General features: G+C 70.8%; 9 protein-coding genes. 4 read left to right on the plus strand and 5 right to left on the minus strand.

Annotation, left to right across the window (positions count from 1 at the left end; genetic code table 11):
• Positions 1-7: 7 nt before the first annotated feature.
• The gene (locus tag ACIBM5_RS18385; protein WP_396007821.1) at positions 8-760 is read right to left on the minus strand and encodes a M50 family metallopeptidase; all 753 of its coding nucleotides are present in this window, start codon (positions 758-760) and stop codon (positions 8-10) included.
• 674 nt (positions 761-1,434) lie between these two features.
• Here ACIBM5_RS18385 and ACIBM5_RS18390 point away from each other — a divergent pair.
• A complete protein-coding gene (locus ACIBM5_RS18390) occupies positions 1,435-2,196 on the plus strand; it encodes a hypothetical protein (protein WP_396007822.1) in 762 nt (253 codons plus the stop codon).
• A gap of 245 nt (positions 2,197-2,441) precedes the next feature.
• Here the strand turns inward: ACIBM5_RS18390 and ACIBM5_RS18395 are convergent, their stop codons facing one another.
• Positions 2,442-3,035, minus strand: a complete 594-nt coding sequence (locus ACIBM5_RS18395) for an isochorismatase family protein (RefSeq protein WP_396007823.1) — start codon at positions 3,033-3,035, stop codon at positions 2,442-2,444.
• Between the two features lie 577 nt (positions 3,036-3,612).
• Between ACIBM5_RS18395 and ACIBM5_RS18400 the strand changes: the two genes are divergently transcribed.
• Together ACIBM5_RS18400 and ACIBM5_RS18405 are read left to right on the plus strand one after the other, a co-directional pair.
• Complete coding sequence (locus ACIBM5_RS18400) at positions 3,613-4,233, plus strand: ricin-type beta-trefoil lectin domain protein (RefSeq protein ID WP_396007824.1); 621 nt, start codon at positions 3,613-3,615, stop codon at positions 4,231-4,233.
• A gap of 606 nt (positions 4,234-4,839) precedes the next feature.
• Positions 4,840-5,829 (plus strand): phospholipase, encoded by a 990-nt coding sequence (locus tag ACIBM5_RS18405; RefSeq protein ID WP_396007825.1) that lies wholly within the window; start codon positions 4,840-4,842, stop codon positions 5,827-5,829.
• Between the two features lie 966 nt (positions 5,830-6,795).
• Here the strand turns inward: ACIBM5_RS18405 and ACIBM5_RS18410 are convergent.
• Complete coding sequence (locus ACIBM5_RS18410) at positions 6,796-8,361, minus strand: MFS transporter (protein WP_396007826.1); 1,566 nt, start codon at positions 8,359-8,361, stop codon at positions 6,796-6,798.
• Positions 8,362-8,574: 213 nt separating this feature from the next.
• Here ACIBM5_RS18410 and ACIBM5_RS18415 point away from each other — a divergent pair, with 213 nt between their 5' ends.
• The gene (locus tag ACIBM5_RS18415) at positions 8,575-9,534 is read left to right on the plus strand and encodes an RNA polymerase sigma-70 factor (RefSeq protein ID WP_396007827.1); all 960 of its coding nucleotides are present in this window, start codon (positions 8,575-8,577) and stop codon (positions 9,532-9,534) included.
• A 437-nt stretch (positions 9,535-9,971) separates the two neighbouring features.
• Here the strand turns inward: ACIBM5_RS18415 and ACIBM5_RS18420 are convergent, their stop codons facing one another.
• Positions 9,972-10,919: an alpha/beta hydrolase gene (locus ACIBM5_RS18420; RefSeq protein ID WP_396007828.1), complete on the minus strand. Its 948-nt coding sequence runs from the start codon at positions 10,917-10,919 to the stop codon at positions 9,972-9,974.
• Between the two features lie 201 nt (positions 10,920-11,120).
• Positions 11,121-13,055 carry a flavin-containing monooxygenase gene (locus ACIBM5_RS18425; RefSeq protein WP_396007829.1) on the minus strand — a complete coding sequence of 645 codons (1,935 nt, stop codon included), beginning with the start codon at positions 13,053-13,055 and terminating at the stop codon, positions 11,121-11,123.
• Positions 13,056-13,167: the final 112 nt, after the last annotated feature.

Raw genomic sequence — 13,167 nt, forward strand, 5'->3', positions numbered from 1 at the left:
ACCGCGGTCACCAGCGGGGCAACGGGGGCGGATTCCAGGCCGTGGAAACGTCCCCGTCATCGAGCAACCAGCCGGCGCCCAGCCAGGCCATGGCAATCGACATCAGGCCGAAGGCCGCCACCCACACGGGCCACGGTATTCCGGTCGAGGTCGCCAGTGTCGCCGCGTCGGACGAGGAGTTGCCCCTCAGATGGCGTCGTAGCAGTTCGACAACGTGCCGCACGGCGGCGATCAGCAGGAACCAGACGACCACGTACGCGGCGAAGGCCTGTACTTCCACCCGGCCCCGCCACGACACCGCGACCAGGACACCGGACGCGAGGAGGATGATCACCACGCCGAACACGTTGCGAATCGTCGTCAACAGCAGGAGCATCAGAGCGGTCACGGCCCACAGCGACGCCGTCACGTGCCCCGCGCGCAGAAGAGCCGCACCACCGACGCCCGCCAAGGAGGGCGCCGGATAGCCGGCCGCAGCGATCAGGAGTCGGCGAAGGCGGCCCTTGCCTCGATGAGACGTGGTTCCCGAGTTGTCGACCTCCAGGCGGACGGCGACGACGCGATGCCCGCACAGGAGCGCGGCCAGGACGTGGCCCGCCTCGTGTGCCATCACCGAGTAGCAGCGCACGGTGGACCATGCCAACCGATGCACCACACAGGTCAGGGCCACGCCCCCGGCGACGAGGACCAGCCCCGGAGGCGGGTGCGGCTGCGTGGCGAAGGCGTGCTCCCACAGGAGCCGCGAGAACGACGAGGTCATGCAACTCCGATGCTCTGACCCGCCCTCGGACGCGAAGCAGCGGACCGCCGGCGGACAGGGCCGCGCGGGTGCGTCGGGGCAAAGGTCGTGGGACGGTTCACCGACGACACACAGTCGGTGACCGTCCCGGGTAGGTCAAGCCGTCCGGCGCATCGGGGCCCGACCCCGCGTTTTCCGGATCACCCACCTCGACTACGGCAGGACCGGGCACCGAGGCTCTCTTTCGGCGCCCGGTCGCCGGGTTCCCGCAAAGACTCCGTGTGGTTCCGGAAAGTGCTCGGACTCGGCACCGCGACCCTCGACCCGCGGTCCTGAACACCTGGGCGAAGTCGGCGCCGCGACAGGCACGACGACACTCTCTCGACGCCTCCACGGCACGAAGGATCGACGAGGAACTCGCGAACTGCCGATAGCACGGTCAACGGCCCGTGAGTCCTGTCGTCGGCAGCCGGACAAGCAACGCGCCGGCGGCCGGTGAGCCCGGCTCCGCGGCACATCGTCGACCGTCGCTGGGCGTGAGTCGGGGCCGTTCCGAGCAGGGGGCGACGTCGTCGGCGGTCGGAGGGGGATCCCCAGGACACAGGGCCCGACGCCACGGCAGCCTGACGACCCGTCACGTCGATGGGCAAACGCTCCGGTCGGCTACGAAAGAACTCGGAAAGGACCCATTCCTCATGCGTCTTCGCGCTCGCCTCGCCGCTGCCGTCATACCCCTCCTCGTGGCGACCGCCGCGTGCGGCGGGTCGGAGGACGGGAAGGACGACGCGAAGGCGCCGAGCGTCGGCGGCACCGCGGACGCGACCACCGGTACCTCGGGCGGCGGCCCCGTGGGCAGCGGTGCCATCGACACCGGCACCAAGGGTTACAAGCTCGTCGTCCCGGAGTCGGTCGACGCCTACACCAAGTCGAGCCCGGGCAGCACGCCCGGCACGCAGGAGGCCGAGAGCCTCGGGGTGGGCGGCGCCCGGACGGTGTCCGGCGTCTACAACGCGCCCGCCGCCGATCCCGACGACCCGGCGCTGTTCGGCGGTACGCGGCTGACCTTCGAGGGCTTCTCCGGCGAGATCGCCGACCCCGCCAAGGCACTCGACACATACCTGGCCAACGTCGGCAACAAGGGCCTGAAGGGCACCGGGAAGGCGCAGGGAATGGAGATACAGCCCGTCGCAAGCGCCAGGACCGTCAAGCCCGCCGGCTTCGAGGGTGCGCTGATGAAGTGCCAGGACATGCAGGTCACCCGCAACAAGGGCGACGGAGCCCCGAAGAGCGTCGCGGATTTCCGGTTCCCGGTCTGCGCCTGGGCCGACTACTCCACCCTCGGCGGCGCCAACGTCGTCGGCCTGGCACAAATGACGAAGGGCGGCGAGGGCGCCTCGCAGGACGAGGTCGCCGCGTTGATCGCCAAGCTCTACAACACGGCCCGCCAAAAGGCCTGACCCGGCGGGGGAACAGCCCGACCCAGGCAAACCCACCCGCCCCCGCCACAGCGCCGGGAGCAGGGCGCCGGGCCGGTCCGGTGGGACTGTCTCGAAGGCGACAACCGGCATTTTTTGGCCGGGTCGAAAAGGCCGAGCGTTCCTCGGCGTGCGCGGGTGCGCCCCGTCGCCGGTTTTCCCGGGACCGGGCGCGCACCCGTTGTTCGGCCCCGGTGCCGCATAGGGGCCGGGACTGGTGTCGGGAACTACCTCGGGTCGGGTGCCGTACCGGATACGGCGATTCCTGCCTGGTGGAAGTCGTCCACGGCCGCGGCTGTCGTGTCCGGGGCGACCCCGACCGCGTAGTCCAGGCGCACCCGTGTGCGGAAGCCGGCCTTCACGGCGTCCAGCGCCGTGGCCCGCACGCAGTGGTCCGTGGCGATGCCCACCACGTCGACGTCCTCCACTCCGCGATCACGCAGCCAGTCCGCCAGGGAAGTGCCCTCGGCGTCGGCTCCCTCGAAGCCGCTCTTCGAGGCACTGTGGGCGCCCTTGAAGAAGACGGCGTCGACCTTGCCACCGGCGACGGTCGGGGCGAAACCGGGGTGGAATTCGCTGCCCTCGCCTCCCGCCACGCAGTGGACGGGAAAGCTGTTCTCGAAGTCGGGGGTCGCGGAGAAGTGACCTCCCGGGTCGATGTGGTGGTCCCGGGTGGCAACGATGTACCGGTAGTCGGCACCCGCGCTCCGCTCGACCAGATCGGCGATCGCCGCCGCGATCCGCGCACCGCCTGCGACGGGAACACTGCCCCCCTCGCAGAAGTCGTTCTGCACATCCACCACGATCAACCCTCGGCTCATCACGAACACCCTCCGGCACGACGGAACAATGCCCGCGTTCTACCGGCCGCCGCACACCCGCCGACGATGTGACGGGCCGAACTCACCCGCACGGCCGCAGATATTCACCACGACGATGCACGTCCGTCGAGCCGAGGTCGCGCGGTAGGACGCGGCGCAGGCGTCCGGGGCGCGGGCACCCGGCGCGCAGGGCGCGGTGGGCGAGTCGCACGGCCGGCGGGAGGGTGCGCTCGTCTTCCGCCGCCCGCCGGTACGGGCCGGCGGGACCCGGGGATGTCGGACCGTCGGGCCGGCCGGCGGGCTTGTGATACGTGAGGTTCCCGTGACGTGGGGGTTGTCTTGATCTCTTCTGGTGACGGTGATTCGGATTCGCTTACGGTGCCGGAAGCCGTCAACGAAAACCCGTGGGAGACAAGCTCCGTACGCCCGGCGTCTGCCGGGGGAGACGAACGTGGTGTGGTCGGGCCCGGTTCGCGCCGGACGGGCAGGACCGCATCGCGTATCCGAAACGACTCGACCGTTGTGGTCGGTGGACGCCCACGCGTCGTACCGGCCCGGGTGAGGATGCCGAGCCGGCGTGTTCGACCGGCCCGGCTCCCGCTGTCGTCGACGCGAACGGTGTACCCACGGTCACCGCGACGGCCCGCATCGAAAACCGATCCATCACCAAGAGGCGGAAATGAGCAAAGCCAGCACGTTCGTCACCACGGCCGCGATTTGCGCGACTTCCTTCGCGGCCCTGGTGTTTTCCGGCGCATCGGCCTCCGCAGGCGAGTCCACTCCGACCGGCGGCGGCACTTCGCTCGCCGGCACCGGCCCGATCGTCCACTGGGTCAGCGGCAAGTGCATGGACGTCGCCGGAGCCGGCGACGCCGACGGTACCCCGGTACGGATCAACGACTGCCACCCCGGCTCCGACACACAGAAGTGGACCATTGCCGACGGCACCATCGCGGCCCAGGGCAAATGCCTCGACGGCGGCGACCTGCGCCCCGGCACCGGACTCGCCGTCCGGGACTGCGACGGCGGCACCAACCAGCAGTGGCGTCGCGCCAACTTCGACCGCCTGTACAACCCTTCCTCCAACCTCTGTATCAACCTCCCCGCCGGCAACGCGACCAACGGCACCCGACTCGACATCGAACCCTGCGTTCGCACGGGCAACATGGTCTGGACCGTGCCTGCCGGGTCCTTTTGAGCCGGGGACGGAGTAGAACGTTCGGCTCTGTTTCACATCCTGTGACAACGGAGCGTGATACCGACCAGGTGAACTCCGGTCTCGGAGACGCCTGAAGCTGGCCCCGCCACACATCTGCGCCGCATGACGCGTTCGGTTCGCATGCCGACGTCTTCGATGCGGTGGCTGTGGCGGGGCCGGCACCGGATCGGGTCGAGCGGACGATGCATGCCGAGCGCAGGCGGCCGAGGGTGACGCGGCCGAGCACGAGACGGTCGGGTGAGCCGATCGCGTGGACGACGTGCACGTCGCGCGGCGGATCCATGCCGCGGAGCCGGTTTGGGTACGCCCCGGCGGGCGTACGCAACCCTCATGCAACCCGAGGCGTGGCTGCGGCGTGACGTGTGTGGATGCTCGCGTCGAGAACCCGGCGAGGGCAGCCGACACGTCAACTGCCCACGGCGTTGCGACGATCGCTGGGTCGGCCACCCGGTCGGCTCACCGAGCGAGCGCCATCGCCGGAAGCCGCGGCAGCCGATCCGGCGCGCACTCGCCCGCCGACGCCGACACGAGCGTCGATGATCGGTGGTCGTGCGCTTCGGGACACCGATATGAAGGAGTAGCTTCTTGACCACTCACCTTCGGCGGGTCACGCGCCCACGGACGTTACTGGCGCTGATGGCGGCCCTGTGCGGGCTCGTCGCCACCACCGTGCTCGGTTCGACTCCCGCGGCGGCGGCCGATCAGCGGCAGGCGATCTACGACATCGCCCATCGGGTCGACACGCTGGACGGCGTGGACGCCGCGATCAACCACGGTGCCAACGCCATCGAGGTCGACGTCTGTGCCTGGTGGAATCCGAACGAGTGGCGTGCCTGGCACGACTGTTCCTCGGCCGGTGAGAACCGGCTGGGCCCCAGCTTCGACGCCATGATCGACCGCATCCTGTCCAACGCCAGGGCGGGCCGCCGGCTGGCGCTGGTCTGGCTGGACATCAAGGACCCGAACTACTGCGGGGAAGCGCCGAACCGCACGTGCAGCGTCGCCGGACTGCGGGACAAGGCACAGCGCCTGACGGGGGCCGGGATCCAGGTGCTCTACGGCTTCTACGAGTACCACGGCGGCAACACCCCGGACGTCGGGGGCAGGGGTTGGAAGAGCCTGGAGGGCAGGCTCGGCCCGCTGGAGGGCATCACCACGACCGGGACTCGCGACCAGGTCGTGAACGCGTTCGACCGATCCGGGTCCGGATTCCCGACGGGCCGGCGGGTGATGGACTACGGCGACAGCGACATCACCAACGGGTTCGGCAACTGCACCGAGGCCACCTGGAACACGTGCGCCGAACTCAAGAAGGGCGCCCGGGACCGCGCCGCCGGACGACTCGCGGCCACACTGTCCTGGACAACCACCTACAACGATCCGTGGTACGTCGACAAACTCCTGGGTGACGCACGTGTGGACGGCATCATCGCCGGCTACGGGGCCTACACGGGAGTGCGCGACTACGACAACAACTGGCAATGCGGCAACGCCGTCAAGATGATCCGTGACTGGGTGAACGCACACAGCGGCACCCACCGCATGGCCAACAGCAGCGACCGCATGTTCAGGTAGCACCACGCGGCCCCCGGGGCCGGGACGAATACCGTTCCGCGCCCCGTGGGTTGCCCCGGGCCGTCGGCCGCCGTCCCGGCCGACGGCCCCTTTCGGGGGGCGCCATGTGTGAATGGTGCGTGTGGCCGGAACGGGCAGTCGCTCGGGCCGGCTCTTCCGCGCGCGTGTGGCGGGACCTCAGGCGCGGCGCGGAGCGCGTGGGTCGGCGGAGTCCGCGTCCTGGGGGTCGACGCCGGTTGTCGCCGTGGCGTCCTCGCCTCCACTGGGACGACGGGAAGGTCCCTTGGGGCCCCGGTCGTGCGTGCCCTTCCCGCCGGACCCCCGGCCCTGTTCCTCGCCTCGGCGCCCCGTGCTTTCCACCGTGTCGCCGGGGACCTCCTCGGTCTCCTCCTTCGACTCGATCCGTCCGGGTCCCGCCGGAGGGGCGAATTCGTCCGGATGGAACGATCGGTGCGCGCTGTCGTTGTCGCCTTGGCGCGTGGCGTTCACGGAGGGGGACCAACCGCGGTTGTCGGCGTCGACACGACCTGCGGCACTTTCGTTGCGGGGCTTTTCGGTACGGTTTTCGTGCGCTGTCATGGTGTACCACCGGCATCGTCCCCGAGACCCCGCCCAAGCGGACGAGGGCGCAACAAGTCTAACCGCCGCACCGTCCGAGCGACGGGTTCGGTGCGCGCTGCGGCGAGCCACGGTGACCTGCCGATCGGCCTCCGAAGCCTTCGGCTGTGTCGGCGGTTGCGGTGGCACCCGGTGCCGGCCTCTTCGCTCGGCATATCGACCCCTGCCGGGCCTTGCCCGCGTCAGGCGGCAGACGAGGGGCATCGCCACGGTGGTGCCGGGCGCGAAACGCGCCGACGCCGCGGCCGAGGGTGTTCGAGCCGAAGCGGGACGCGTTCGCTTCCCGGGCGGCCCACCCCGGCGGGCACGGATCCTGCCCGCCGGGGGGACCGCCTCGGACCGTCGGGATCAGGTGTGTGCCGGCAGCGGGCCGGCGGCGCGGTCTTCCGTGCTTGCGGCTGTCCTGTCGCTGCTCCCGGACCCGTCGACGGCGTCGGAGCCTTCGGCGCCTGCCCCGGCGCTCGCCCCGGCGCCGAGATGCTCGGGACGCGCCGTATTCATCAGCGCGGCAACGATCAGCGCGCCCACCACGATGATCCCCGCGGCCCACGCCCCCGCCTCCGCGAAGCCTTCCACCAGTGCCTGCTTCGCGGTCGCCGGGCTGTTGTCGTGCGAGGCCAGGTAGTCCACGGTCGCGCTCGTGGCGATGGTGTTGAGCAGCGCGGTACCGAGCGAACCACCGATCTGCTGCGCGGTGTTGACGGTGGCCGAGGCCACGCCCAGGTCACCGTGGTCGACGCCGTGGGTGGCGTAGTTGATGGCGACCGGCATGACCATGCCCGCTCCGAAGCCGAGCAGGAGTTGCGAGATCAGCACACCGCCGGCGTACGAGGTGTCCGGGTCCACGGTGATCATCCACAACATGCCGACGGCGTTGACGAGCATGCCGGGCACGATCAGCGCCCGCGGCGCGAACCTGGGCATCAGCCGGGTGCTGAGCCCGGCCGCCGACACCAGGACCGCGATGGCCATGGGCAGGAAGGCCGCCCCCGTCTTGGTCGGCGAGTACCCCTTGACCACCTGCATGTAGTAGGTCATGAACAGGAATGCGCCGAACATTCCGATGACGGCCAGACCCACCGCCAGGTACGCGCCGCCGCGGGTGCGGTCGGCGACCACGCGCAGCGGCAGCAGCGGCTGCGTCACCCGGCTCTCGACGAATACGAACACCGCGAGCAGCACCGCGCCGGCGCCCAGCAGGCCGAGTACCGTCGCCGAGCCCCAACCGTCCGCCTCGGCCCGGGTGGTGGCGTACACGATCGCGACCAGCCCGCCGGTCACCAGCAGCACACCCGGGATGTCCATGCGCGCCTTGCCCTCGCGCCGCGACTCGGCCAGCATCATGTACCCGCCGATCGCCGCGACCAGGGCGATCGGGATGTTGACGTACAGGCACCAGCGCCAGTCCAGGTAGTCGGTCAGCGCCCCGCCGGCCAGCAGCCCGATCGTGCCGCCCGCGGCGCTGATTCCGCCCCAGATCCCGAACGCCTTGGTACGGTCCTTCGGTTGGGTGAACGTCACCGTCAGCAGCGACAACGCGGACGGCTGGAGCAGCGCACCGAACGCCCCCTGCACCGCGCGGGCGAGCAACAACATCTCGAAGTTTCCCGCCGCACCGCCGAGCGCCGACGCGGCGGTGAAACCGAGCAACGCGATCAGGAAGGTCCGCTTGCGCCCGACGTAGTCGGCGATCCGGCCGCCGAGCAGCAGCAGGCTGCCGAACGCCAGCGTGTACGCGGTGATGATCCACTGCCGGTCGGCATCGGAGACCCCGAGGTCTCCCTGGATGGACGGCAGCGCGATGTTCACGACGGTGGCGTCCAGTACGAGCATGAGCTGGGCCAACCCGATGAAGAACAGCGCGACCCAGCGGCGCGACGTGCCCGCCGGGGCCTGCGCCTTCGTGGTTGCCATGACGTGGTCCTCACTCGTGGTGGTACGTGCCGCGCCGACTGTTCGCGCGACGTCCTGACGTTCACGAGACGTGGGCGATTCGACCCCCGTGACAGCGGCGTGATGTGCCGTACGTCACCCGGCCGTGGGTGTCACAGACCGGTGGGCACCGTCGTCTTGTGCGTACGGGTACGGGTACCGGCCATGGGAACGAACGGGTAGGAGAAGCCAGGCATGAGCGCAGGCAGCGAGGAACCGGAGGCGGGCGCGGAGGGTACGACGGAGCCGCCCCACGTCGGCGAGGGGCACACGGACTCGGCAGCGGCCACCGAGGCGTTCGTAACCCACCGCAACCTCCTTTTCACCGTCGCGTACGAGATGCTCGGCTCGGCCGTGGACGCGGAGGACGTTCTACAGGAGGCCTGGCTGCGGTGGGCGGGGGTCGACCCGGCCGTGGTGCGCGAGCCACGCGCGTTCCTGGTGCGGATCGTGACCCGGCTGGCGCTGGACCGGCTGCGTGCGCTCGACCGCCGCAAGGAAACCTACGTCGGCCCCTGGCTCCCCGAGCCGCTGCTGACCACGCCCGACGTGGCCGAGGACATCGAACTGGCCGACAGCCTCTCCATGGCGATGCTGCTGGTGATGGAGACGCTCGCGCCGACCGAGCGAGCGGTGTTCGTCCTGCGGGAGGTGTTCGACGTCGCCTACGACGAAATCGCCGAGGCGGTCGGCAAGAGCCCCGCCGCAGTCCGCCAGATCGCCCACCGGGCCCGGGCGCACGTCGCGGCCCGCCGTCCGCGCGACGCCATCTCCGCGGCCGAGACCCGAGCCGCACTCCAGGCCTTCCAACGAGCGGTCGAGACCGGCGACCTGCAAAGCCTCGTCGACATCCTCGCGCCGAACGTCGTGGCCCTCAGCGACGGCGGCGGAATCAGGCACGCCGCGGTGCACCCGATCGTGGGAGCCGACGAAGTGGCCCGCTACCTGGCCTTCGGCCTGACCAGATTCACCGCCGGCATGTCGATCGAGCCGGTCCAGATCAACGGCCGGCCCGGACTCGTCATGCGCCGCGCCGGAGAGATCCACGGCGTCATGGCAATGCGCGTCGAGGCCGGCCTCATCACCGGCCTGTACACGGTGCGCAACCCCGAGAAGCTGTCACGCCTGGAGCAGGAGACCGTGCTGAGCCGCTGAGGCGGCAACGATCCTTGGCCGGTCCGGGGAACGCGCGGGCTCGCGCTCGCGGAGCCGCCGTCCGGTCCTCACGAGGTTGTGGGGACCGGACGGCGGGTGCGGGTGACGATGCTGGTGCGATCACGGTATGCGGACCGCTGCCGGCTCTCCGCCGCGAGCCGGTGCGGCGATGTGCGCTGCGGATCGCACCGCGGTCAGGCCGCGGGGACGGCTGTGGGTGCCGGGCAGTCTCGACGGCGCGTCGGCCTCTACCAGGTGCTCCCGCCTGCGGGAACCTCGCCGCTGGCGACCATCCACTCGTGCCACTTGAGGTGGACGTCGGTGAAACTTTCGCCGTTGCTGCGGGAGACGTACACGTCGGCGGTGGAGCCGCGGGTGAAGGCGGCGATGCCCGGTCGCGGGAACCGCTCGGTTTCCCGTGACCGGACGGGCCGGTCTCAGGCGTCGGCGAGCCCCTTGCGCAAGGCTGCGCACACCTCGTCGAGTGCCTGGGAGCAGGCCGGGACGGCGGCGAAGTACGACAGGAAGCCGTGCACCATGCCGGGGTAGGGGCGGAAGTCCACGTCGACGCCGGCGTTTTCCAGTGCGGTGGCGTAGGCGGCGAAGTCGTCGCGTCCGTGGTCGTAGCCGGGGGCGACGATGATTGCCGGGGGCAGGCCGGACAGGTCGCTCGCGTGCACGGGTGAGAGGTACGGGTCGCGCGGGTCGTGTCCGGCCGCGTAGGCGGCCCACATCGAACGTCCGGTCCGCGCGCTCACCATGGGCGCGTGTGCCAACTCGGTCCAACCGGCGCGCTGGGACACCGCGTCGAGGCCGGGGTAGGCCAGCATCTGGTAGCGGAACGTCGGTCCGCCGCGGTCGCGGGCCAGCAGACAGGTGACGGTGGCCAGGTTCGCGCCGGCGCTGTCCCCGCCGACGGCCACGCGCGCCGGATCGGCGCCGATGTCGGCCGCGTGCTCGACGACCCACGACGCGGCCGCGTAGAAGTCCTCCAGCCCGGCGGGGTACGGGTTTTCCGGCGCCAGACGGTAGTCGACGGAGACGACGAGCACCTCCGCGCGCCCGGCGATCTCCCGACACAGCGCGTCGTGGGTGTCGATGTCGCAGATGGACCACCCCCCGCCGTGGCCGAACACGAGCACGGGCAACGACGGCGCGGGAGAAGGGGCGTACACGCGCACGGGGATCGCCCCGTCCGGGCCGGGCAGGGTGCGGTCCTCGACCCGATGGACCTCGGACCTCGGTTGGCGGGCGGATGCGACCCGCGCGTGTTCGCGGATCGCCCGGACGTTGTCCGCGGTGACGGGCGGCATGGGCGGAACGTCGACCATGATGGCCGCCAACTCCGGCGGAAGCAGGGGATATTCGTTCGGATCGAAAGTCATGACCCACCTCGGGAACAGCGAGCGGAGGCGTGCCACCGCTTGTGGCAGGCGACGGCACGGCCGGTGAACAGTGATCGGTCGATGCGCAAGACGGCGGCCGGCGTCGTCACGGGGGCGCACGCCGCGAGTCGGCGACGCCGGCGGGACGGTGTCCCGGCTCGGGGTCGGCCGGGCCGGGCCAGGGCCGGGGCCGGAGCGCGGTCAGGTCAGGAGGTATTCGTCCTCCTGCGGCGCGCGGGTCATCCACCAGTAGTCGACCAGGCGCCAGGGGTTGGAGACGATCACGCGTCCGGAACTGTTGCGGTAGTAGCCGCGGACGGTGGGGTGGCTCCAGACCAGGCCGTCCAGGGCTCGGTCCACGGTCTCGTTGTAGGTGTCGTGGGCCTGTTCGGTGGGCTCGATGGCGGTTGCGCCGCGGGCGTGCATGAGTCCCAGGCAGCCGAGGATGTAGTTGACCTGTGTCTCGGTGATGATGTTGACGCCGGCGCCGTGGTTGGCACCGGAGTTGGGGCCGCCGATGACGAAGAAGTTCGGGAACCCCGGCACGGTGACCCCGCGCAGGGCGCGCGGGTCCTCCTCGCCCCAGACGTCGCGCAGGGTGATGCCGCCGCGTCCGGTGATGTCGATGCCGTCGAGCATGGGCAGGAGGTGGTATCCGGTGGCCAGGACGACGACGTCGACGTCGACGGACTCGCCGCCGGCGGTGGCCAGGCCCTCGGCGGTGGCGTGGGTGATCGCCGAGGTCTCCAGGCGGACGTGGTCGCGGCGCAGCATGCGGTACCAGTCGCAGTCGCGCAGGATGCGCTTGCCGAACGGCGGGTAGGTCGGGACGGCCTTCTCGAGCAGGTCGGGGCGTCCGTCGAGTTCCTCGCGGGCGTAGGCGAGGAGCCATTGGCGGGCGTCCTCGTTGGCCTTGGAGACCGATTCGGTCATGGTCCAGTGCGGGTCCACGACGACGCGGGGGTAGTTGCCGTCGGCGGTGATCCAGTAGGTGAGGGTGCGGAACCACTCGGCGTGGAACGGCACGTGCCGCATGGCCCAGCGGGCGCCGGCGGGGACGACGAGGCTGTCGGCCCGGCGCGGCATGATCCACGAGGGTTGGCGCTGGAACACGGTCAGTTCCCGGACCCGGTCGACGATCGCGGGGCCGACCTGCATGGCGCCGGCGCCGGTGCCGATCAGGGCGACGCGCTTGCCGGTGAGGTCGACGTCGGGGTCCCAGGCGGCGATGTGCACGACCGGTCCGGTGAACCTGTCCAGGCCGGGGAAGGTGGGGTGCATCGGGGCCTGGAAGAAGCCGATGGCACTGATGACGGCGTCGGCCGTTTCGGTGTGTTCGACACCGTCCGGTCCCCGGCTGGTGACGGTCCAGCGGCGGGTGGTCTCGTCGTAGTGGGCGCCGGTGACCTCGGTGTCGAAGGTGGTGTTCTCGCGCAGGCCGTGGGCGTCCGCGCAGGTGCGCAGGTAGTCCCACACCACCCGGCCGTTCGAGTAGTACTCCGGCCAGTCGGGGTTGATCTCGAAGGAGAAGGAGTAGAAGTGGCTGGGCGTGTCCACCCCGACCCCGGGGTAGCGGTTGGCCAGCCACGTTCCGCCGACGTCCGCGTTGCGGTCGTAGACGCGGTAGCCGTAACCGGCCTCGGCGAGCTTGATGGCCGCGCACATGCCGCTGAGCCCCGCGCCGATGATCACCACGTGGAAGCCGTTCGGCGGGGTCGCGCGGACCTCGGCGGGTACGGCCTCGCGGGCGCTGAAACCGCCCTGCTCGCGCAGCAGCGGCAGGAACTCCGGGTCGACCGTCTCGCCGACACAGACGGAGGCCATGCGCTGGAACAGCGGGTCGGGCAGGGGCTGGTCGGCGTCCGGTGACGCGGGACGGGTCAGCGCCTCGGCGAGCAGGTCACGGGCCCGGGCGGCGAGGTCCGTCTTCTCGGCCTCGCCCGTCGTCGGGGCGGCGGCGGGGGCGAGTTCCTCCAGGAGTTGCTCGTCGCGGGTGAGGTGGATCAACGACATCAGCACGATGCGTGGGTCGGCGTGCTCCAAGTGCCGCCGGATCTCGGCCCGATCGGACCCGGGCAGGGGTAGATCCGCGGCACGGGGGCGCGGGTACGCGCCTGCTGCGGTGGGTGTGGGCATGGGGCCTCCGGGATCGTGGCGTCTCGATGTGGCCTGCCGGAACTGGGGCTGTACCCCGGCGGCTGGGCAAAGAGGCTTCTCAGTAGACATCGTGTCCAGTGAGCACATGATG

The sequence above is a fragment of the Embleya sp. NPDC050493 genome (genome assembly GCF_044458105.1).
GTDB lineage: Bacteria > Actinomycetota > Actinomycetes > Streptomycetales > Streptomycetaceae > Embleya.